Here is a 22354-nt window from a genome sequence, read left to right on the forward strand (position 1 = left end):
CGCCTTCCTGTCAGTGAGCAGTTCCCGCGCATGGCCAAGCGGTTGGTTCCCCATGCCGAGCTGTACGGCTTCGATCTCGCCAGCCATGCGCCCGAGGTAGCCGCTCCCGCCCTCATCCGTCACGAGGTACCAGGGCTGGCCGCTCGGGCCGGAGCGCTCGCCCGGGATTCCGGATTTCGGCGCCAGAGGTCATGTTGTGCGGCTGACCAGGGGCTTTTTCTACAGGCAGTGCCAGTGACTTACGCACCCGGCGTGGGGGGGTTGGGGGGGTTGGGTGGTGGGGGGGGGGGGCGCGGGGGGGGGGGGGGGGGGCGGGAGGGGGGGCGGCCCCCCGGCCCGGGGGTGGTGTGGGGGGGCTGCCGCCCCCCCCCCCCCCCCCCCCCCCCCCCCCCCCCCCCCCCCCCCCCACCCCACCACAAACTCACTGGCATTGACCACTCGTCCGCCCAGAGGGGACGGCCGTCGGCTTGGATGTGCACCGTGGGCGAGTGCTCCCGATAGCCCCACGCGGAGGCGTTCCTCTCGGCCACGAAGGCCCTGGCCTGGAACGCCTGGGCGGGGACGAGAGGGGTGGTACAGCCGTCGAGGGGGCTGGTCCTGGTCGCGCCGGCGGGGATGGTGACCTCCCGTGCGGTGCCCCACGGCGCGGGACAGTCGTGCACGGTCCCGGCCTGGACGTAGGCGATCCTGACCTTCACGGTCATCGCCCGGGTCGAGGAGTTGCTGAACTGTTACGCGCCCCTCACATTCTCACGTGCACCGACGCCCAAATCAGGGTACGGGCGCTGGGCAGCAACTGCAATCACACGAACATCAAGACGCAGTCGAAGATCATGTCAGTGGTTGTCGACCGGGCGAAGCACATCCAGGAGACGGCAAACCGAACACCGGAACTCGCCTACGCGACCGCCGACAGCGTCAAACTGTGGACCAACGGCAGCGGCAAGACACTCGCCCCGGTCCCCAGCGGATACCGGGTGCGGCAGATCGCCTGGTCGTCCGACGGCGCCTCCCTCGCCTGGCTGGCCGAGCGGCGCGACGGCACAGGCCGGAAGGTGTTCCAGGTGCGCCGGGCCCGGGGACAGCCCTTCGTCACCCCCCGTGTCCGGACCTGGGACTGCTCCGACTGCTCGACGATCGCCTTCCGTGACCAACAGCTGGTCTCCGACGGCGCCACGAACCCGACCCGGCCGATGCTGTGGAGCTATCCGCCCCTGGGCGGCGCGCGGCGGGCGCTGCCGGTGATGGGCCTGCCCTCGCCGGACGAGTGTTTCAGCCCGACGTACTGCGGCCGCCTCCAGCTCCTCGGCGCCGCTCCCCGCGGTGAGTTGACCGTCTCGTACTTCGACTCCGGTGGCGGCAACTTCCCCGGCGTGGGCTCGTTCTACCAGGTCTCGCGCGAGGGCACGGCCCGATCCATCCGGTCGTTCTACGGCAGCGGGCTCGGGCCCGAGGTCGCGGCGGCCGGTCCGCGGCGGGACAGGCTGGCCGTGCCCTGGTACCAGCACCTCAGCGCCTGCGAGGAGTACTCCAACGTCGCGCTCGTCGACCAGCGCACCGGACGGGTGGACCGGCTGGACCTGCCCTCCCGGGACGGCAACCTCTGGATGGTGTCGACCTGGTTCGACCGCGACGGCCAGGCGTACGCGGCCTTCCGGTCGGAGCCCGGCTGCGGCAGTGACGACAAGTACGCCTCGGACGGCCGGCGGATCCCGCGCTGGGGCGAGACGCGCGTCTACCGCGCCACGAACGTCCGGTGGGTCGAGACGCGGGAAAAGCGGCCCATCCTGGCGCGCGACGTCCATGCCTCGGGGAAGACGGCGTCTCTGGTCGGCACCCCGGCGGTCGAGGTGTCGGGCGGGTACCACACGGGCACGCTGGTCGCTCAGAACGCCGCGAACAAGTCGGTCGAAGTGGCGCGCGGGGTGCACGCCTTCGGGTGGCGGCCACCGTCCTCCTGAGCCGGGCGGGTGAGGCGGGCCGCCGCCCGCCTCACTCCCCCACCCGCCCCCACGCCCGCAGCGCCAGCCCCGGCTCGTCCGTCTTCTGGCGGGCCACCAGCAGGCCGCCATCCGGGGCCGGCGCGGCCAGCACGACCAGGCCCAGGCCGTCCAGGGCCAGCGCGGGCCATCCTGTGCCCGCCTCGCCCGAGGGCGTCCACCACACCCCCGCCGCCTCGTTGTCCGTCGGGTGGGCCGCGATGCCGAGACGCCCGCTCTTGGCGTCGCGGTGGGCCAGCACCGTGCAGTCATGGCCGTCCACGGTCGTACGGACCACCGTGACCGGCCCGGTGCCCGTCTCTCCGCCGAGCGGCGCCGCCTCGTCCGCCCCGGGCCGCCAGGCCAGTACCCCGCGCCCCTCGGCGTCGCGCCAGTAGTGCGTGACCGTGTCGCGGCCGCTCGCGACCGCGGCGGCGGAGGACGCCTCAGGGCGGGCGGGGATGTCGTCGGCGCGCTCGTACGCGGCGCCGGACTCGGGCTGGTACCAGCGCAGCGCGCCGCGGCCCGCGGGGGCGAGCAGTTCGACGCGCCCGTCGGCGGTCGCGGTCGCGGACAGTCCGTCCAGCACGCCGGTGCCCTTGAGGTCGGTCCACCCGCCCCATTTGCCCTTGGCGTCCTGCCGCCGCGCGCTGACCCCGCGCCCGGCGTTGCGTACGAAGACGTGCACGGCCCCCGCGGAGTCCACGGCCGCGGTCGGCGCCCCGGTCCGCTGGGCCTTGCGCCGGTCCTTGGGGTGCGGGGTGCCGAGCGAGTGCCAAGCCGTCAGGGGCCTGCCGGTCTGGAACTGGATGGCATGTACGACGTCCACGTCCGGGCCGTCGCCGCCGCCCTGCCGGTGCCGCAGCCCCACCAGATGGGCATAGCCGTCCGCGCCCTGGGCCACCGTCAGCGCGGTCAGACCCGGCACCTCGATCAGCCGCGGCCCGGTCCACCGCGGGCCCCCGGGCCGCTCCTCGGTCCAGCGGGCGATGCCGCCCGCCACCGGTGCGTAGGCCGTGAGCCTGCCGTCCTTGCCACGGAGCAACCGCAACGCCATGGCCCGCTGCAACCTTCCCCGACGTCGATCCCCCTGGGTGAGCCCCCACGGGGCTGGCGCGCCACCTCTTCTGACGCGACGCCACCCATAGTATTTTGCCTGCCTTATGGAGTGCCTGGTCGTCGTGGACGCGGCGAATGTCATCGGTTCGGTGCCCGACGGCTGGTGGCGGGACCGGCGGGGCGCGGCCGAGCGGCTGCGGGACCGGCTCGTCGCGCTCGCCGAGCGCGGGCTGCCGCGGCGTCCCGGGGTCCCGGAGTGGGCCGGGCAGCCGCCGGTGGACATCGTGCTCGTGGTCGAGGGCGCCGCGCGTGATGTCGCGCCCGTGCCGGGGGTGCGGGTGGAGCGGGCGCCGGGGAGCGGGGACGACCGGATCGTGGAGGTGGTGGCGGCTCGCACGCCGGGGCGGCCGTGCCTGGTGGTGACCGCCGACCGGGAGCTGCGTACGCGGGTGCGGGGGCTGGGGGCCGAGGTCACGGGCCCGCGCGCGGTCCGCCCCGCCGACTGAGCGGGCGCCGGGCGCCCCGTACTCTTAGGCAAGCCTTGGCTAAGAGTACGGAAGAGAGAAGGCGAATGTCGGGAGTCGCACGCCGCCGCGTCGGCTGGATATCCGCGGCGGCGCTGCTGCTCCTGGCCGCCGTGGTGCTCAGCCTCGCGGTCGGCAGCCGCCCGATCGCCATCGGCGAGGTGTACGACGCACTGCTGCACGGCGGTACGAGCGACAACGCCCAAGTCGTACGGTCCCTGCGGGTGCCGCGGACCGTCATCGGCGTCATGGTCGGGGTGGCCCTCGCCGTGGCCGGCACCGTACTTCAGGCAATCACCCGCAACCCGATCGCCGAGCCCGGCATCCTGGGCATCAGCCAGGGGGCTTCGCTGGGCGTGGTCTGCGCGATCGCGTTCTTCGGGGTGCACACGCTGAACGGGTACGTCTGGTTCGCCTTCGCGGGCGCGGCGCTCGCGGCGGTGTGCGTGTACGCGGTGGCCAGCAGCGGACGCGGGGGCGCGTCGCCGGTCAAACTCGCCCTGGCCGGAGCCGCGATGAACGCGTTCATCGCCTCGGTGGTCTCGGCGATCGTCACCACCAACGCCCGGGCCCTGGACGAATTCCGCTTCTGGGACGTGGGCTCGCTCGGCGGGCGTGACGCCACGATCGTCGGCCGGATCTGGCCGTTCCTGGCCGCCGGGCTGCTGCTGGTGCTGGCGATGGCCCGCGGGCTCGACGCGCTCGCCCTTGGCGACGACGTCGCGCGGGGGCTCGGCCGCAATGTCGCGCTGCTACGGATGGCGGGCACCGTGGGCGCGACCGTGCTGACCGGTGTCGCGGTCGCCGCCGCGGGCCCGATCGCCTTCACCGGCCTGGCCGTTCCGCATATCGCGCGCGCCCTCGTCGGCACCGGCCACCGCTGGCTGCTGCCCATGGCCGCGCTGCTCGGCCCGGTGATGATCCTCACCTCGGATGTCATCGGCCGTATCGTCTTCCCGCCCTCGGAGGTGCCGGTGTCCGTGATGACCGCCCTGGCGGGCGTGCCGTTCCTGATCGCCCTGGTGCGCAGGAAGGCGGTGACAGCATGAGCGTGTCTTGGCGCGCTGCGCGGGCTGGACTGAGGAGCCGCGCAGCGACGAAGGAGCGAGCAGCGACGAGGGAAGCTCGCGCGTTGGAGCGCGCCGAGACTGAGCGGGGGGAGGGCGCGTGATCAGCGCCACCCGTGCCCCCGGCACCTCCCGATCAGACGCCCGAGGGGCCGTGCACGCCGCCGGGTACACCGTGCTCAGGGCCGGGCGGAGCAGCTTCCTCGTACACCGCAGAGCCGTTGTGGCGGGCGTCGTCCTGGCCGCCGCGCTGGCCGTGGCCGTCGTGGCGTCGCTGTGCGTCGGCGAGTCGTTCGTCCCGCCGACGGAGGTCGTCCGGGTGCTGCTGGGGCAGCCCAGCCCCGACGAGCTGGTGGTGGGCACGCTCCGGCTGCCGCGCCTGGTGACCGGGCTGCTGGTGGGCGTGGCCTTCGGGCTGTCCGGAGCACTGATCCAGACCATGGCCCGCAACCCGCTCGCCAGCCCCGATGTCATCGGGGTGACGCATGGCGCGGGCGCGGCCACGGTCGCCGCCATGACCTTCGGCATCACCTCGTACACCGCCCTGCCGTATGTGTCGGTCGGCGGCGGGCTGGCGGCCGCCGCGCTGGTCTATGTGTTCGCCTGGCGCAAGGGGCTGAGCGCCTCCCGCTTCGTCCTCATCGGTATCGGGATCTCGGTCGCCCTCGGCTCGCTGTCCCGGCTGTTCCTGACCAAGGGCGACTATCTGGTGGCCCAGCAGGCCAAGGTCTGGCTCACCGGGTCGCTCAACGGCCGCGGTTACGACCAGGCCGCGCCGCTCGCGACGGCGCTGCTGCTGCTGGTGGTGCCGCTGCTGTGGGCGGCCCGCGCGCGGCGCGGGGTGTCGCTGGACGACGACACGGCCACCGCGCTCGGCGTCCGGCTGGACCGGGTCCGGCTGGGTCTGAGCGCCCTCGGGGTGGTCCTCGCGTCCGTCGCCACCGGTGCCGCCGGCCCGGTCGACTTCGTGGCGCTGCTCGCCCCGCAGATCGCGCGCCGGGTCGCCCGCACCGAGCAGCCGCCGCTGCTGTGTTCGGCGCTGACCGGGGCGCTGGTCGTGGTCACGGCGGATCTGCTGGCCCGCAGGCTCTTCTCGCCGACCGAGCTGCCGGTCGGCGTGTTCACCGCCCTGGTGGGCGCCCCGTATCTGATGTGGCTGCTCATCCGCACCCGTAGCCGTTCCGGAGGCACCGCGTGACCGACAACCGCCTGACCGCGCGGGGGCTGACCCTCGCGTACGAGGACCGCACGGTCGTCGACGGTCTCGACCTGGAGATCCCGCACGGGAAGGTCACGGTGATCGTCGGGCCCAACGCATGCGGCAAATCCACCCTGCTGCGTGCGCTGGGGCGGCTGCTCAAGCCGCGGCGCGGCGCGGTGCTGCTGGACGGCACCGAGCTGTCCCGCCTTCCGACCAAGCGGATCGCCCAGGCCATCGGGCTGCTGCCGCAGACCCCGGTGCCGCCGGAGGGGATCACGGTGGCGGATCTGGTCTCGCGCGGGCGGCAGCCGCACCAGAAGTGGTGGCAGCAGTGGTCGGAGGCGGACGAGCGGGTCGTCGCCGAGGCCATGGAGCGCACCGGGACGGCCGAGTTGGCCGACCGCCCGGTCGACGAGCTCTCCGGCGGCCAGCGGCAGCGGGTGTGGATCGCCATGGCCCTGGCCCAGGACACCGACGTGCTGCTGCTCGACGAACCGACGACGTACCTCGACATCGCCCACCAGGTGGAGGTGCTGGACCTGGTCCGGCAGCTCAACCACGACCGCGGCCGCACCGTCGTCGCGGTCCTGCACGATCTGAACCAGGCGGCGCGCTACGCCGACCACCTGATCGCCATGCGGGCCGGACGGATCGTGGCGGAGGGCGCGCCGGGCGACATCGTCACCGCGGATCTGGTGCGGGAGGTCTTCGGGCTGGCCTCGGTCGTCGTACCGGATCCGGTGACGGGCGATCCGCTGGTGGTGCCGGGGGCCCCGCGGTCGGCGGACCGGGGTGGTGGTGCCGGGGGTGGTGCTGACGGGGGTGGTGCTACCGCCATGCCCGCGCGCCACATAAGGTAAGCCTCGCCTAAGAACTGCCTGTGACAGGAGCCTTCCCATGTCCTACCGACGCCGCGGTACCGCCGTCGTCGCCCTCGCCGTCGCCGCCGCGCTCTCCCTCACGGCCTGTGGCGGCTCCTCCGACAGCGGCAACGGCGGAAAAGAAGGCAGCGGCGGGCAAGGCGACAAGCAGTCAGTTTCCAAGGACGGCAAGGACTTCGCGAGCGCGGCCAAGAAGACCGCCGCGATGGGCACGGACGCCAAGGCCGGCCAGTGGCCGCGCACCATCACCCACGCCATGGGCAAGACCGAGCTCAAGGCCCAGCCGAAGCGGGTGGTCGTGCTGGACGTCGGCGAGCTGGACAACGTGGTGTCGCTCGGCATCAAGCCGGTAGGCCTGGCGCCCACCGAGGGCTCCCCGGAGCTCCCGTCGTACCTGAAGAAGGAGGCGGGCAGCCCGAAGAACGTCGGCACCATCAACAACCTCAACCTCGAGGCGATCGCCGGGCTCAAGCCCGACCTGATCCTCGGCAGCCAGCTGCGCGCCGCGGACAAGTACGACGAGCTGTCGAAGATCGCGCCGACCGTCTTCTCCATCCGCCCCGGATTCACCTGGAAGCAGAACTTCCTCCTCAACGCCGCGGCGCTGGACAAGACGGCCGAGGCCAAGGCGGAACTGACGGACTACGACAAGAAGGTCAAGGCGCTGGACACGAAGCTGGGCGCCAAGAAGCCGACCGTCTCCATGGTCCGGTTCATGCCCGACGGCGTCATCCGCCTCTACGCCAACGCCTCGTTCATCGGCACGATCCTGAAGGACGCGCACATTCCGCGCCCGAAGAACCAGGACGTCGAGGACCTCGCCACCGAGATCAGCGCCGAGAACATCGACAAGGCCGACGCCGACTACATCTTCACCGGCGTCTACGGCGACCCGAAGGCCACGGACCGCTCCAAGGCGCAGGGCAACCCGCTGTGGAAGAACCTCAAGGCGGTCAAGGCCGGCCACGCGTCTGACGTCCCGGACGAGACCTGGTACCTGGGCCTCGGGGTGATGGCCGCGAACGAGGTCGTGGCGGACCTGGAGCAGCGCCTCACCGCGTAGGGCCCGGTCCCCGCGTAGGCCCGGGTCGCCGCGTAGGCCCCGGCCCGGGGCCCGGCGCCGCCGCGCCCATCCGGCTGTGGCGGCGCCCGTAGAGGAAGTAGACGACGAAGCCGACCCCCATCCACACCCCGAACCGCAGCCAGGTCTCGGCGGGGAGGTTCAGCATCAGCCACAGCGAGGCGGCGACCGAGGCCATCGGCAGCACCGGCACCCAGGGGGCGCGGAAGGCGCGGTGCAGGTCGGGGCGGGTGCGGCGGAGCACGATGACGCCGAGGGCGACCACGACGAAGGCGAAGAGCGTGCCGATGTTCACCAGCGCCGCCAGCTCGGAGATGCTGGTGAACCCGGCGACGACGGCGATGATCACGCCGAGCAGGACCGTCGAGCGGTATGGCGTGGCGTACTTCGGATGCACCTTCGAGAAGAACCTGGGCAGCAGTCCGTCGCGGCTCATGGCGAAGAAGACGCGGGTCTGCCCGAGCAGCAGGATCAGGCAGACGGTGGTGAGCCCGATCGCCGCGCCGAAGCTGATGAGGCCCGCGTAGAAGGGGTGTCCGGTCGCCTTGAAGGCGTCGGCGAGCGGGGCGTCCACCGACAGCTCGGTGTACTTCTGCATGCCGGTGACCACCACGGACACCGCGACGTACAGCACGGTGCAGATGAAGAGTGAGCCGAGGATGCCGCGCGCCATGTCCCGCTGCGGGTTTCTGGTCTCCTCGGCCGTGGTGGCCACGATGTCGAAGCCGATGAAGGCGAAGAAGACCACGGCGGCGGCGGTGAAGATGCCCTGCACGCCGTAGGCCGTCGGCTGATACCCGAACATCACCTCGATCAGCGGGGCCTTGAGCCCGGAGCTGGAGGCCGTGGCCCGGGCCTTGGGGATGAAGGGGTGGTAGTTCTCGGCGTGGATGAAGAAGGATCCAGCGATGATGACCAGCAGCACCACGGTCACCTTGACCGCGACCACCACCGTCGTGACGCGCGCGGACAGCTTCATGCCCAGGATCAGGATCCCGGTGAGCAGCAGCACCAGCAGAAAGGCGAGGATGTCGAAGGTGAAGCCGTGTGCCACATCGGGGCCCGACAGCGCGTCCGGCAGATGCCATCCGGCGTTGTCCAGCAGCGAGCGGACATAGCCGGACCAGCCGACCGCCACCACGGCGGTGGCCAGGGCGAATTCCAGGACCAGGTCCCAACCGATGGTCCAGGCGGGCAGTTCGCCGAGCGAGGCGTACGAGAAGGTGTACGCGGACCCGGCCACCGGGACCGTGGAGGCGAACTCGGCGTAGCACAGCGCGGCCAGCGCACAGGCGATCCCGGCGGCCACGAAGGCGAGCGCGGTCGCGGGCCCCGCCTGCTGCTTGGCCACGGCTCCGGTCAGCACGAAGATGCCGGTGCCGATGATGACGCCGACGCCGAAGACGGTCAGATCGAGGGCGGAGAGCGTCCTGGTCAGGGCGTGCTCGGGCTCCACGGTGTCCTGGATGGACTGCTCCACCGACTTCGTGCGGAAGAGGCCTGTGCGGCCCCACTTCCCGGCCCTGTCCCCGGCGCCCCCGCTGCTGGGTTCTCTCACGTTCACCGCGCCACCTCCACGCCTGCCCGTGCGCGCCATGGTTCTGGCAATCAGGCATACGTGATGTGTGCACACTCTCCGGCATTCCCGATTCACCCGATGGGGGCGAAGCTGTGGGAAAAGCGCTGGGCCGGTCGGAGCATCGCGCGTGTCGCGCGGCGGCCCCGACCGGCCCGGCCCGGACGTGGAAGTGCGGCAGCTCAGTCCCGTACGGGCTCGGCCGCGGTGGACGCCTGCGACGCCGCGCCGGTCCCGGCCGGCTCGGCCGCCGCGGCTGAGCCCGCCGCGTCACCTTCGTAGCGTCCGCCGATCCTGGAGACCAGGCCGGTGACCTGGCGGGCGATGTCCGGGGCGGTCAGCCCGATCTCCGCCATGACCTCCTTGCGGGAGGCGTGGTCGAGGAAGCGCGGCGGGATGCCGAAGTCGCGCAGTGGCATGTCCACCCCGGAGTCGCGCAGCGCCTGCGCGATGGCGGAGCCCACTCCGCCGACCCGGATGTTGTCCTCGACGGTGACCACGACGCGGTGGCGCTCGGCGAGCGCGGGCAGCTCCTCGTCGACGGGCTTGACCCAGCGCGGGTCCACCACCGTGGCGGAAATGCCCTGCTTGTCCAGAAGGTCGGCGACCTCCAGACACATCGGAGCCAGCGCGCCGACCGAGACCAGCAGCACATCCGGCCGGTCCGCGTCCGCCGGGGCGGGCTCGCGCAGCACATCCATGCCGCCGATCCGGCCCACCGCCCGCACCGCCGGGCCGACCGCACCCTTGGAGTAGCGCACCACCGTCGGGGCGTCGTCCACCTCCACGGCCTCGCGCAGCTGGGCGCGGACCTGGTCGGCGTCGCGCGGGGCGGCGATCCGCAGCCCCGGGACGACCTGCAGGATGGACAGATCCCACATGCCGTTGTGCGAGGCGCCGTCCGTGCCGGTGATCCCGGCCCGGTCGAGGACGAAGGTCACCCCGCACTTGTGCAGCGCCACATCCATCAGGACCTGGTCGAAGGCGCGGTTGAGGAAGGTGGCGTAGACGGCGAAGACCGGGTGCAGCCCGCCCGTGGCCAGACCCGCCGCCGAGACCGCACCGTGCTGCTCGGCGATGCCGACGTCGAAGACCCGCTCGGGGAACCGCTTGGCGAACTTGGTGAGGCCCACCGGGTGCAGCATCGCCGCGGTGATCGCGACGATGTCCTCGCGCTCCTCGCCGAGCTTGACCATCTCCTCGCCGAAGACGGAGGTCCAGTCGGCACCGGACGCGGAGATCGGCAGCCCGGTGTCGGGGTGGATCGGGCCGATGCCGTGGAAGCGGTCGGTCTCGTCCTGCTCGGCCGGGGTGTAGCCGCGGCCCTTCTCGGTGAGGCAGTGCACGATGACCGGGCCGCCGAAACGCTTCGCCCGCTGGAGCGCGGACTCCAGCGCCTCGATGTCATGGCCGTCGATCGGGCCGACGTACTTCAGCCCCAGGTCTTCGAACATGCCCTGCGGCGCGATGAAGTCCTTCAGTCCCTTCTTGGCCCCGTGCAGCGTCTCGTACAGTGGACGGCCGACCACCGGGGTGCGCTCCAGGAGGTCCTTGCCGCGGGCCAGGAAGCGCTCGTACCCGTCGGTGGTGCGGAGGGTGGCCAGGTGGTTCGCCAGACCGCCGATGGTCGGCGAGTACGACCACTCGTTGTCGTTCACGACGATGACGAGCGGACGGTTCTTGGCCGCGGCGATGTTGTTGAGCGCCTCCCAGGCCATGCCGCCCGTCAGCGCGCCGTCACCGATGACCGCGACCACATGGTCCTGCTTGCCCAGCAGCTCGTTGGCCTTGGCCAGACCCTCGGCCCAGCCCAGCACGGCGGAGGCGTGGCTGTTCTCGATGACGTCGTGCGCGGACTCGGCGCGCGAGGGGTAGCCGGACAGCCCGCCCTTGCTCTTGAGCTTGGAGAAGTCCTGGCGGCCGGTGAGGAGTTTATGGACGTAGCTCTGGTGGCCGGTGTCCAGGAGCACCTTGTCCCGGGGCGAGTCGAAGACCCGGTGCAGGGCGATGGTGAGCTCCACCACGCCGAGGTTGGGGCCCAGGTGGCCACCGGTCTTGGAGACGGCGTCGACGAGGAAGGTGCGGATCTCCGCGGCCAGCTGGTCCAGCTGCTCCGGAGTGAGCCGGTCCAGATCACGCGGTCCCCTGATGTGGGTCAGCAGCACCCGTGCCTCCTTGCTGTCGAGTTTGCCGTCGAGCTTCTTCGTCTTTGTGTCCGCCGAGCCTTGCCGGTGCGCCTGAGTCTAATGTTCTGTCCGGTCGGCGATGGCCCGGTCCCCGCGATCCGCGTCACGCGTACGGCGGCAGAACACCCGTGCCCGGCACCGCCTGGACGAGGCGGTGCCGGGCACGTGACACACGGCACAGCGGGGGCACCTCCCAGCGGTAGCTGGGGGAGAACCGAGCCCGGAAGAGGCCTCAGCCGCGCCCCGCCGAGCGCTGGGTCCTCCGCGAGACCGAGTCGATCACGACCGCGGCCAGCAGCACCGCACCGGTGATCATGTACTGCACGGAGCTGGCGACGCCCAGCAGGCTCATTCCGGACGCGATGGAGCCGATGACCAGCATGCCCAGCAGCGCCGACCAGACCGAGCCGCGGCCGCCGAAGAGGCTGGTGCCGCCGATGACCGCGGCGGCGATCGCCTCCATGAGCAGGTTGCCGGTGCCGGCCTGCTGGCTCGCGGAGCCGATCCGGGAGGCGATCATGATTCCGCCGAACGCCGCCATCAGCCCGGACAGGGCGAACACCGAGATCCGCACCGCGTCCACATTGATGCCCGCACGGCGGGACGCCTCGACGCTGCCGCCCAGCGCGATCACCTTGCGTCCGTAGGGGGTGCGGCGCGCCACGAAGTCGAGGACCAGCAGCACCGCCACGAAGATGACGAGCGCCAGCGGCAAGCCCATGTAATCGTTGAGCCGCCAGGCCGCGGCGTAGGCGATGACGGCCAGCACCGCGGTGCGTACCAGGATCTCGCTCAGCGGCCGGGAGGGTACGCCGGCCGCCTTGCGGCGCCTCGCGCCCAGGAACTGGGCGAGGAAGAACCAGGCCACGGCGACCGTGGCCGCCCCGTACGCGGCGATCAGCTGCGAGAAGTAATGACTGGACAGCCTCTGCACAAAGCCGTCGTCGTCGAGTTGGATGGTGCCGGTGGTGCCCAGCACCTGGAGCATCAGCCCGTTCCAGGCCAGCAGCCCGGCGAGGGTCACCACGAAGGCCGGGACGCCGATCTTGGCGAAGAAGAAGCCGTGCAGCGCGCCGAGGGCGGCGCCGAGGGCCAGCGCGATGACCACGGCGAGCCCTTCGGGCACCCCGTGTCGGGTGTTGAGCACCGCCATGGTGGCCGCGGCCAGCCCGCTGAGCGAGCCGACGGACAGGTCGATCTCGCCAAGCAGCAGCACGAAGACGATGCCGACCGAGATCAGACCGGTGCCGACGATCAGGATCGACAGGTCGGAGAGGTTCTTGGGCGAGAGGAAGGCGTCGTCCTTCCACTGGTAGACCGCCCAGATGACGGCGATGCCCACGATGACCGGGAGCGCGCCCAGCTCACCGCTGCGCAGCTTGCGGCCGAACTCCTGGACGTACCCCTTGAAGCCCTCCTGGCGCACCAGCAGCCGGGGGTCGACCGCGGTGACCGCGTCCTTGGCGACCGGGGCCGCGTCCCGCACACCATCGCCGCCATTGGTCTTGTCGATCTTGGTAGTCACCTTGCGACCTCCGCGTTACGCGCCTTGCGGCGGGTCACGGCGTTGTCCGTGGCGCCGGTGATGGCGGAGATGATCTCTTCTTGAGAGGTGGTCTGCACATCGAAGGTGCCGTTGTTGCGGCCGAGGCGCAGCACCGCGACCCGGTCCGCCACGGCCTTCACATCGGCCATGTTGTGGCTGATGAGGATCACCGCCAGGCCGCGCTCACGCAGCCGCTCGACCAGGTCGAGGACCTGCGCGGTCTGCTCCACGCCGAGAGCCGCGGTCGGCTCGTCGAGGATCACCAGCTTGGGCTCGCCGAGCATCGAGCGGGCGATGGCGACGGTCTGCCGCTGGCCGCCGGACAGCGAGGCGATCGGGATCCGCACGCTGGGGATGCGGATGGACAGGGTCTCCAGCAACTCGCGGGAGCGGCGCTCCATCTCGACCTCGTCGAGCACCCCGGCGCGCCGGATCTCGCGGCCGAGGAAGAGATTGCCGACCACGTCGATGTTGTCGCACAGGGCGAGGTCCTGGTACACGGTCGCGATGCCCAACTCCTGCGCGTCGTGGGGGCGGTTGACCTGGACCGGCCCGCCCTCCCACTCGACGACGCCCTCGTCGGCGGGGCCGACTCCGGCGATCGCCTTGACAAGGGTCGACTTGCCGGCGCCGTTGTCGCCCACCAGGGCGACCACTTCACCGGCGTGGACCTCCAGATGTATGCCCGTCAGCGCCTGGACGGCGCCGAACCGCTTGGAGATCCCGCGCAACGCCAACACGGGTTCGTTCGGCACGATGGCCATCTCCGATCTGAGCAGGGGCGGGCCCTGCGGTGTCACGGAGGTGAGAGAGCGCTCTCTCACCTCGCCTTCTTCGGGGGCGGTGGTGTCGACAGCAGGGACGGGCCGCCCGTGGGGCACGGGCGGCCGAAGGCGCACTACTTGATGCCGAGCTCGTCGCACGCGGCCTTGTACTGGGCCTTGCAGATGTCGGAGACCTTGTACAGGCCGTCCTTGACGACGGTGTCCTTGATGTTGTCCTTGGTCATCGACATCGGCGGGATCAGCGTCGCCGGGATCTTCTTCTTGGTCGGGCTGTCGGCCGTGGTCTCGGCGGGGACCTTCTCGCCTCGGCCGAGCGCGAGGGCCATCTTCGCGGCGGCCACCGCCTCCTTGCCGTAGGGCTTGTACACGCTCATGTACTGCGTGCCCGCCAGGACCCGCTGGACAGCCGCGAGTTCGGCGTCCTGCCCGGTGACCGGGGGCAGCGGCTTGACGCCGCCGGCCTTGAGCGCGTTGATGGCGCCGCCCGCCATGGTGTCGTTGGCCGAGTAGACACCGATGATGTTGTCCTTGCCGAGGGAGTTGATCGCACCGGTCATGGACTTGTTGGCCTCATCCGCCAGCCAGTGGTCGACGTCGTACTTCTTGGCGATGTCGACCTTGCCCTCCAGAACCGACAGCGCGCCCTTCTTGAACAGCGCCGCGTTCGGGTCGCCCGCCCAGCCGTTGAGCATGACGACCTTGCCGTCCTTGGCCTTCTTCCCGAGCGCCTTGAGCAGCGCCTCGCCCTGGACCTTGCCGACCTTCTCGTTGTCGAAGGAGGTGTACGCGGAGACCGGGCCCTCGGCGAGCCGGTCGTAGGCGACGACCGGGATTCCGGCCTTGTCGGCCTTCTTGACCGACTTGCTGATGCCCTTGGAGTCCACCGAGTCGAGGATGATCACGTCCACCTCCTTGGTGATCATCGAGTCGACCTGCTGCTGCTGCGCCGAGAGGTCCGACTTGGCGTTGGCGTAGATCACCTCGCAGTCCGCGCAGCCCGCCTTGATCTCCTTCTCGATCAACGGGTGGTCCATGGCCTCGTATCTGGCGGTCTGGTCTTCCGGCAGGAGCAGGCCGATGGTGAGCGGCCCGGTCTTCTTCTTTTTGTCGTCCTTGCTCTTGTCGGCCTCCTTGGCGGAGCCGCAGGCGGCGAGCGAGACGGCCATGGAGACGGCCGCCGTGGCGACGACGACACGACGCATCGTTGCGTTCATGGTGGGGGTGACCTCCCTGACGAGGCCGCGTCAATGCGGCCGAGGTGACCGGCAGTCAACTCGGCTGCCTGCTTGGCGTCAAGAAGTAAATCCTTAACGAGATGGCAACGGTGCCATGCGTTATACGGGTGAACGCAGCGTGAGCAGGTCCAGACCAGACAGAAAAGCCGGGGCTCCGGGCACATGCGGTGCCCGGAGCCCCGGATCTCCCCCGGCCCCCTGTGATGTGAGGCCGGGTCAGGTTGTCAGGTCGGCGGCTGCGCTCAGGTGAGGGCGGGAGTGCCCGCCGACAGGGCGCCGTCGAGCAGTGTCGAGTCGCCCATCTCGCTCAGAACCAGCGCGAGCGCGCCGAGCACCTCGGCCCGTCCGCCGAGCGCCCCGGGCATCACCGACAGCCGACGGGCCGCGCTCGGGATGGCGTACCGCGCGACCGACTCCCGGATCGGGCCGAGCACCAGCTCCCCCGCCTCGGCGAGATGGCCGCCCAGCACCACCCGGCTCGGATTGATCAGGTTGCACAGGTTCGCCACGCCGCTGCCGATGTGCCGCCCCACGTCCGCGATCACCCGGCGGCAGCCGGGGTCGCCGTCCCGGGCGAGCTGCACCATGCGCTCCACGGTCAGGTCCACGCCATGGCTGGAGTACAGCAGCGGCAGCACATACCGGGCCGCGGTGAACGTCTCCAGGCAGCCTCGGTTGCCGCAGCGGCACACCGGGCCCGACTCGTCCAGCGTGATATGGCCGATCTCACCGGCCGTGCCGCCGGGCCCGCGGTAGATCTGCCCGCTGATCACCAGCCCCGCGCCGACACCGTCGGCGACCTTGATGTACGCGAGGTCGGCCACCCCGCGCCCGGCCCCCCACACCAGCTCGCCGAGCGCGCCGAGGTTGGCGTCGTTGTCCACGTGCACCGGCACGCCCAGGCGCTGGGCCAGGTCGTCGCGCGGATTGGTGCCCGCCCAGCCCGGCAGGATCGCGGTCGAGCCGAGCGTCCCGGTCTCGACATCGATCGGCGCCGGCACGCCGAGGCCGACGCCCACCACCTTCTCCTGGCTGATGCCGGTCGCCGCGATCAGCCTGCTGACCAGGTGCTCGGCCCGGTCCAGGCCCTGCGACGCCGAGGCGTCCACATCCAGCGGCTCGGACTCCTCGGCCAGCACCTGGTGGGCCAGGTTGCCGATGGCCACGCGCAGGTGCGTATGCCCGAAGTCCACGCCGACCACGATGCCCGCGTCACCGCTGAGCGAGACGCTGCGCGCCCGGCGACCGCCCGCCGAGGTCGGAGTGACCTCGACCGTGCCGCCGTCCTTGAGCTCGCGGACGATGTTGGAGACGGTGGCCGCGGACAGCCCGGTGGTCCGGGCGATCTCCGCCTGGGTGAGCGAACCCGCCATGCGCACCGCGCGTACCACCCGCTCGAGGTTGGCCCGGTGCAGCGACGACTGCGATCCCGGAGTCTCCACGCCCATCCGCTCCTGTCTCCACGCCTCCGCGGGCGACACGACCGCCGCTCCGCCGGCCGGGCCGCAGCAATGAGGCCCGGCTTGTCTCCAACATCTGAACTCTAAGCTGAGCCGCCTCGATCGTCCCCCGTCAAGGCCTTGACGGACCATGACGGAGCCAAGTCGGACTCCTTGATCGGATACGTGCGCACAAGGCCGGACCGTGGGTGATCGTCCGGTTGATGCCGGTCATGCCCGCCGCCGCGCCGCGGGCCGCGCTCCGCCGTGCCGGTACGACATGAGGCTTCCCGCACCCCGCACGCACAATCTCGATATCGCGCCAGCGTACGACGGGCGCCGCCACAAGGTAGGGAGTGTCCAGCACCTGGTCGTCCCCCTCTTTCCTGGCTCGGTTCTCCCCAGCTACCGCGGGGCGGGGGGCAGCGGGCCGATCACACACGAGCGAAGACGGCGCTGTGCAGCCGGCCCAGCCCCCGGTCGCGGTCCGCGATCACCAGCCGCTCGGCGCCCTCGTCCGCCGCGGCGGCCAGCGCACCGCGCAGTGCCCGCCAGACCCCGGCGCAGCCGTGCCCCGACTCGGCGGTCCGTACCGTGGCCCCCGCCGCCGCCAGGGCCCCCGTCAGGTCGCGCAGGCCGTCGCCCAGCACGTACGAGGTGCGCGGGGCCGACGGGAGCAGCGGCAGGCAGTCCGCCGCCTCCCCGGCCCGCTCCTCCGCCAGCGCCTCCAGGCCCCAGCCGCCCGTCCCGCCGAGGGCCAGCACCGCCCCGGCCGCCGGGTCGAGCACGAACAGCGCGGCGTCGCTCAGGCCCCCGCCCCGGTGGATGCGGTCGAGCACCTTCAGGCCGCTGAACGGGGCGCCGATCCCCTGGTCGGCGATGGAGAAGGCGCGCGGGTCGCCGGGGCAGGCGTCGGCGAGGAAGCCCGCCGCCAGCCCGGCGGGGGCCGCGTCATACGCCTCGTAAGCCACCACCAGATAGTCCAGCGGGCGCGCCGGCGGCGGCCCCGAGGGTCCCGGGACGTGCTGCCCGTCGTCGCCGGGGGCTCCCGCCAGCAGTTCGCCGCCCATCGCGACGAAGGAGCGCTCGCCGGGCCGCTCCGGGAAGTCCAGCCCCCAGGTCGCGCCCAGGCGCAGCCCCGCCACCGCCGTGTCCGCCACCCCTCACCGCTCGGCGGGGAGACAGCGCATGAGGAAGTCGACCAGCGAGCCGACGGTCTCGAAGACGTCCGGTTCGATGGCGTCCGTGTCGACGACCACGCCCGCGTTGTCCTCCAGGTCGATCATCAGCTCGACGATGCTGGTCGAGTCGAGCCCCAGGTCCTCGAAGAGCCGCTTGCTCTCGTCCACCGGAGTGTCGGCGTACGGCACCATCGCGGCCACCGACCTGCCGATCGTCTCGACCATCTGTGCGCGGTCCATCCCGGGTCTCCCGTCGCTTACTGAACGAACTGGTGGTGGCGCTGCTTGCGCAGCAGGTCGTCGGCGGTGTCCCGGTCGCGGACCAGCAGCGGGCGGCCCTCGTGGACCAGCACCTCGGCCGGGAACCCATGGCTGAGGAAGAGACCGGGCGAGGCCGTCGGGCCGTACGCGCCCGACCGCAGCACCGCCAGCACGTCGCCCGGCTCGAGGCCGGGCAGGGGCACGCCGCGGGCGAGGGTGTCCTCCGGGGTGCACAGCGGGCCGGTGATGTGCCAGGGGCGCTCGGGTCCCGCGCCGTCGCCCGCGACCGCGGCGACGGGGAAGTTACGGCGGGCGTACGAGCCGACCCCGACCGCCGCCATGTGGTGGTTCGTGCCGCCGTCGGTGACGGCGAACCACGTGTCGCGGGATTCCTTCACGTACTGAACCCGCACCAGATAGGCCCCGGCGCGGGCGGTGAGGAAGCGCCCGGACTCCAGCAGCAGCCGGGTGCGCGGATGGCGGCGCGCGAAGTCGCCCACGACGGGTGTGAGGCCCGTGCGCAGCGCGTCGAGGTCCAGGTCCCGTTCGCCGTCGAAGTACGCGACTCCGAGGCCGCCGCCCACGTCCACGGCCTCCAGCCCGATGCCCGTGGCCGCCGCGACGCGTTCGGCCAGCGCGAGCACCTGGGCGGTGTTCTCCACGACCGCGGCCGCGTCGAGGATCCGGGTGCCCAGATAGACGTGTACGCCCACGGGTACGGCGTGCGTGAGCGCGCTCAACCGGTCTTTCCCGTCGAGGAGTTGCTCCTCGTCGATGCCGAACTGCCGGGGCTTTCCGCCCATGGCCAGCCGCGTACCGGCGGCGCCGAACGAGGGGTTGACGCGCAGCAGCACCCGCTGCCGCAGCCCCGTCTGTCGCGCCGTCGCCTCGATGAGCTCCAGCTCCTCCCAGGACTCGCAGACGATGGCGTACACCCGGCCCTGGACGCACGCGCGGATGTCCTCGGCGTTCTTTCCCGGGCCGAGGAAGATGATGTTCTCGGGGCGGGCCCCGGCCGTGCGGGCGGTGCGCAGCTCGACGAGCGAGGAGACCTCGGCGTGGGCGCCGTGCGCGAACAGCAGTGAGCAGACGCTGCTGTTGGGGTTGGCCTTCAGGGAGTAGAAGATCTCCACTGGGTGCGGCAGCGCCTCCGCGAGTGACCGGACCGCGCCCGCCAGCAGCTCGCCGTCGTAGACGTACAGCGGAGTGCCGAAGTGGTCCGCCAGGTCCGCGGCCCGGATCCCCTGGACGGCCTCAAAGCTCTCCATCGCGTGCTTCCTCGCTCCCTCGCCCGCCTTCTCGTTGCAGGACCACCGCGCCGAAGGTCGCGCCGAGGCCGACGGTGGCCATCACATACCGGTCCCCCGGCTCGAGCCGCCCGGAGGCGCGCAGCGAGGCGAGGTTGAGGTACGGGTCGGCGCAGTTGGCGTGGCCCAGGCGCGGCAAATTGTCGAGGAAGATCTGGGAATAGGGGATGCCCAGCTCCTTGGCCACGCCTTTCCAGGACAGGCGGTTGACGTTGTGCGGGACGATCCACCGTACGCCGTCGAGCCCGGCCCCCGCCTCCTCCAGCGCCTCCTGGATCACGGCGGCGAGGGCGGGGGCGTAGAGCCGGGTGTACTCCCGCTCCCGGTCCGGGTCCGCGCCGCCGAGGCTGCGGTAGAACCGGCCGTACGTACGGAAGGCGGAGCCGAGCAGCCGGTCGCCCGGCACCCGCGGGCCCACCAGGCACGCGGCGGCGGCGTCGGCGACGACCGCGATCCCGGGGATGACGCCCCGCTCCGGGCGGGCCACCCGGTCGCCGGTGAGCAGCAGCGCGCTCCCGCCGTCCTCTTTTTGAGGGCTCGGTTCTCCCCCAGCTACCGCTGGGAGGTGCCCCCGCCGGGGCGCCAGCCCCTGTCGACGGTCGACCGTGCTCGGCCCTTCGGCCGGCCCGAGCAGTTGCCCGGCCAGGAAGAGCGCGAACAGCCCGGCGGCGCAGTTCATCTGGCCGACCGAGAAGGCCGGGGCATGGTCGAGGCCAAGGGCGGTGCGGACGCCGTCGAGCAGCTGGGCCCCCGCCGCGTCGGCCCCCGCCGGGTCTGTCTCCTCCCCGAGGCGCGCGTACAGCACCTGGCGTACGTCGCGCGGGTCGGTGCCGCGCAAGGCCTCGCGGCCCGCCGCCGTGAGCATGCCGGCGAGCGAGTGGCCGGGGCTCCGGGGGATGTCGTGGAAGCCGAGGTAGTCGCGGTAGAAGCGGGCCTTGGCGTCCGGGAGCCCGGCGCCCGCGGTGACGTCCGCGACCGTGAGCGCGGTGTCCGGGACGAAGGTGCCGATGGGCCCCAGACGCATCGGCGTCACCCGCCCTCGCCCGCGGGCACCGTATCCCTGCCCGCGGGCACGGTGCCGGACCGGGCGAAGTCCTGGGCCAGCCGCAGCCGTTGGATGTCGCTGGTGCCCTCCATGAGCTCCAGTGCGGCGGCGTCGCGGGCCCACTTCTCCAGCAGCGGGTGGTCCAGCAGGGCGCCGCGGCCCAGGAGGGCGGGCAGCCGACGGGTGACGTCCCGGACCAGGCGGACCGCCTCCAGCTTGCACAGGGCGGAGGCGTCGCCGCGCCCCTGGTCCGCCTCGACGAGGAGCGCGGTGCGGTGGACGAGCCGGGCGACCGCCGCGATGCGCAGTGAGGCCGTCTCCAGTACCCGCCGCTCGGCCGGGCTCGGCGTCCGGCGCTCGGCGCGTACGTAGTCGTGCACCGCAGCGGCGAGTCCGACGGCGGTCGCGGAGACCTGTACGCGCGCGCCGTAGAAGGCCGTGACCGCGCCCCACATTCCCCGGCGGGTGGCGGGCAGATGGGCGCCGAGCAGCCGGTCCCGCGCGATCGGCACCTCACGGAAGGTCATTTCGCTGATGCGGGCGCCCCGCAGCCCGATCATGTCGAGCGCCTCGCCGTGCGCCCCGGGCGCCGGGAGCTCCAGGAGCACGGCGCGCACACCCAGCGGGGAGGTGCCGGTCTGCGCGAAGACCACCCCGACGCCGCCGCGCGAGCCGTTCCCGACGTACTTCTTGGCGCCGTTCAGCAGCCAGTCGCCGCTGCGGTCACCCGGGTCGGCTGGGGTGAGCGCGGTCTGCATGCGGGTGGCGTCGCTGCCCGCCTGTGGTTCGGTGATGGCGCAGAAGGCCCAGGTCGCGCCGTCGGCGATGCGCTCGTAGAACGAGGCCTGTTGCCGTTCGTCGCCGATGGTGCGCACGACCACGCCGGCGAGGGCGGGGGCGGGGGCGGCGAACATGGTGCCCGCGTCGCCGCGCGCGAGCTCCATGGAGCAGATCATCAGCGCGAGGAAGTCCCGTGGCAGGCCCCTCACTTCGGCCCGGTTCCGCTCGTCCTGGAACCGCTCGGGGATGCCCATGGCGCGGAAGAGGCGGAAGGCGGGATTGCCGAGGTGGTCGTCCATACGGGCCGGGTCGGCGTCGATGGCGAGGGCGGCCTCCCGCAGGGCGGGGGCGACCTCGCGGGCGCGGGCGCGCATGCGCCTGTGTGCGGCGTCCAGGACCGGGTCCTCGGCGTCCAGGGCCAGGGCCGTCACGACCACTCCTGTTCGGGGTCCTGCGGCGGCGCCACCCACAGGCTGCCGACGTACGCCGCGACATACAGGGAACGCACGGGGTGGTCGGCCAGATAGCCGGCGCCGCCGAAGAGGTTGGTCAGGGCCGCGTCGGTCACATCGAGGCGCCGGTGCAGCTCGTGTGCGGCGTACGGGTCGGCGCCGGAGGTGGTCAGCAGGAGCTCGCAGGATCGGATGGCGGCGACACAGTCGGCGATCTTCGCGCGCACCAACTGCCGCTCGATCAGCGGCCGCTCTCCGGAGCGCCGTCCCGCCACATGCGTCACCGCCCGCTCCAGCAGCGCCTCGGCCAGCCCGGCGCGCAGCGCGGCGAACAGCGTCCCGGCGAGCGCGAGCCGGTCCCGCGTCTCGGAACCCGATCCGGCCGTGTCGTCGGGGACTTCGTGGGGGACGATCCGGAGGACCTCCAGCCCCTCGCGCTCGGCCAACGCGTGGCGCGGGCCCGGCCGCACCGCGACCCGCTCACCGGGGACCGTTCGCCCCGCCATCAGCCAGCCTCGCATTTCCGGGGAACTGGCCGCCGACCCGTCGGGCAGGACACAAAAGCCCTTGTCGGAGCAGGGTGCGATGAAATCCAGATGCCGCACGGCGGCGGACAGAGCCGCCGCAAGACCGCTCTCGCGGGCCGTGCGCAAGACGTCCATGGCGGCGGCGAGAGGGTCAGCTCCGGAGTCCGCGGAGGACAATTCCGCAGCTTTTGCCACCATATCCCCCAACCCCAAAATGCCCCGGCCCCCGTGACGGTCAATCG

General features: G+C 72.0%; 19 protein-coding genes. 6 read left to right on the plus strand and 13 right to left on the minus strand.

The window, feature by feature from the left end; genetic code table 11:
* Positions 1–833: 833 nt before the first annotated feature.
* Positions 834–1961: a hypothetical protein gene (locus PV419_RS38890; RefSeq protein ID WP_319697113.1), complete on the plus strand. Its 1128-nt coding sequence runs from the start codon at positions 834–836 to the stop codon at positions 1959–1961.
* Between the two features lie 31 nt (positions 1962–1992).
* Here the strand turns inward: PV419_RS38890 and PV419_RS38895 are convergent, their stop codons facing one another.
* On the minus strand, positions 1993–3036 hold the full coding sequence (locus tag PV419_RS38895; RefSeq protein WP_319697115.1) for a hypothetical protein: 1044 nt from the start codon (positions 3034–3036) through the stop codon (positions 1993–1995).
* A 106-nt stretch (positions 3037–3142) separates the two neighbouring features.
* Between PV419_RS38895 and PV419_RS38900 the strand changes: the two genes are divergently transcribed.
* From PV419_RS38900 to PV419_RS38920, 5 genes are all read left to right on the plus strand, one after another.
* Positions 3143–3544 (plus strand): NTP pyrophosphohydrolase, encoded by a 402-nt coding sequence (locus PV419_RS38900; protein ID WP_319697117.1) that lies wholly within the window; start codon positions 3143–3145, stop codon positions 3542–3544.
* A gap of 65 nt (positions 3545–3609) precedes the next feature.
* A complete protein-coding gene (locus tag PV419_RS38905; protein WP_319697119.1) occupies positions 3610–4611 on the plus strand; it encodes an iron ABC transporter permease in 1002 nt (333 codons plus the stop codon).
* A 121-nt stretch (positions 4612–4732) separates the two neighbouring features.
* Positions 4733–5827, plus strand: coding sequence for a FecCD family ABC transporter permease (locus PV419_RS38910; RefSeq protein WP_319697180.1), 1095 nt, complete (start codon positions 4733–4735; stop codon positions 5825–5827).
* Positions 5824–6690 carry an ABC transporter ATP-binding protein gene (locus tag PV419_RS38915; RefSeq protein WP_319697121.1) on the plus strand — a complete coding sequence of 289 codons (867 nt, stop codon included), beginning with the start codon at positions 5824–5826 and terminating at the stop codon, positions 6688–6690. The genes PV419_RS38910 and PV419_RS38915 overlap by 4 nt, the downstream gene beginning before the upstream one ends.
* 37 nt (positions 6691–6727) lie before the next feature.
* Positions 6728–7774 carry an iron-siderophore ABC transporter substrate-binding protein gene (locus tag PV419_RS38920; protein WP_319697122.1) on the plus strand — a complete coding sequence of 349 codons (1047 nt, stop codon included), beginning with the start codon at positions 6728–6730 and terminating at the stop codon, positions 7772–7774.
* On the opposite strand, the gene PV419_RS38925 is transcribed toward PV419_RS38920, so the two are convergent.
* The 12 genes from PV419_RS38925 to PV419_RS38980 form a co-directional block, all read right to left on the minus strand.
* The gene (locus PV419_RS38925) at positions 7764–9350 is read right to left on the minus strand and encodes an amino acid permease (RefSeq protein WP_319697182.1); all 1587 of its coding nucleotides are present in this window, start codon (positions 9348–9350) and stop codon (positions 7764–7766) included. The two genes, PV419_RS38920 and PV419_RS38925, sit on opposite strands and share 11 nt — an antisense overlap.
* A gap of 200 nt (positions 9351–9550) precedes the next feature.
* Positions 9551–11533: a 1-deoxy-D-xylulose-5-phosphate synthase gene (gene dxs / locus PV419_RS38930; protein ID WP_319697124.1), complete on the minus strand. Its 1983-nt coding sequence runs from the start codon at positions 11531–11533 to the stop codon at positions 9551–9553.
* A 253-nt stretch (positions 11534–11786) separates the two neighbouring features.
* The gene (locus PV419_RS38935; RefSeq protein WP_319697126.1) at positions 11787–13079 is read right to left on the minus strand and encodes an ABC transporter permease subunit; all 1293 of its coding nucleotides are present in this window, start codon (positions 13077–13079) and stop codon (positions 11787–11789) included.
* On the minus strand, positions 13076–13864 hold the full coding sequence (locus tag PV419_RS38940; protein WP_319697183.1) for an ATP-binding cassette domain-containing protein: 789 nt from the start codon (positions 13862–13864) through the stop codon (positions 13076–13078). Before PV419_RS38940 ends, PV419_RS38935 begins: the two co-directional genes overlap by 4 nt.
* Positions 13865–13998: 134 nt before the next feature.
* Positions 13999–15099: a substrate-binding domain-containing protein gene (locus tag PV419_RS38945; RefSeq protein WP_319697128.1), complete on the minus strand. Its 1101-nt coding sequence runs from the start codon at positions 15097–15099 to the stop codon at positions 13999–14001.
* Between the two features lie 263 nt (positions 15100–15362).
* Positions 15363–16562 carry an ROK family transcriptional regulator gene (locus tag PV419_RS38950; protein ID WP_319697129.1) on the minus strand — a complete coding sequence of 400 codons (1200 nt, stop codon included), beginning with the start codon at positions 16560–16562 and terminating at the stop codon, positions 15363–15365.
* 431 nt (positions 16563–16993) lie between these two features.
* Entirely contained in the window at positions 16994–17719 is a 726-nt protein-coding gene (locus PV419_RS38955; RefSeq protein WP_319697131.1) for a hypothetical protein, read from the minus strand.
* A gap of 3 nt (positions 17720–17722) precedes the next feature.
* Positions 17723–17980: an acyl carrier protein gene (locus tag PV419_RS38960; protein WP_319697133.1), complete on the minus strand. Its 258-nt coding sequence runs from the start codon at positions 17978–17980 to the stop codon at positions 17723–17725.
* Positions 17981–17997: 17 nt separating this feature from the next.
* Positions 17998–19269, minus strand: a complete 1272-nt coding sequence (locus PV419_RS38965; protein WP_319697135.1) for a type III PLP-dependent enzyme — start codon at positions 19267–19269, stop codon at positions 17998–18000.
* Entirely contained in the window at positions 19256–20332 is a 1077-nt protein-coding gene (locus PV419_RS38970) for a ketoacyl-ACP synthase III family protein (protein WP_319697136.1), read from the minus strand. The genes PV419_RS38965 and PV419_RS38970 overlap by 14 nt, the downstream gene beginning before the upstream one ends.
* A gap of 5 nt (positions 20333–20337) precedes the next feature.
* A complete protein-coding gene (locus PV419_RS38975) occupies positions 20338–21564 on the minus strand; it encodes an acyl-CoA dehydrogenase family protein (RefSeq protein ID WP_319697137.1) in 1227 nt (408 codons plus the stop codon).
* Positions 21561–22247, minus strand: coding sequence for an acyl-CoA dehydrogenase family protein (locus PV419_RS38980; RefSeq protein WP_319697138.1), 687 nt, complete (start codon positions 22245–22247; stop codon positions 21561–21563). Before PV419_RS38980 ends, PV419_RS38975 begins: the two co-directional genes overlap by 4 nt.
* Positions 22248–22354 lie beyond the last annotated feature (107 nt).

The organism is Streptomyces sp. ME19-01-6 (genome assembly GCF_033793745.1).
Taxonomy (GTDB): domain Bacteria; phylum Actinomycetota; class Actinomycetes; order Streptomycetales; family Streptomycetaceae; genus Streptomyces.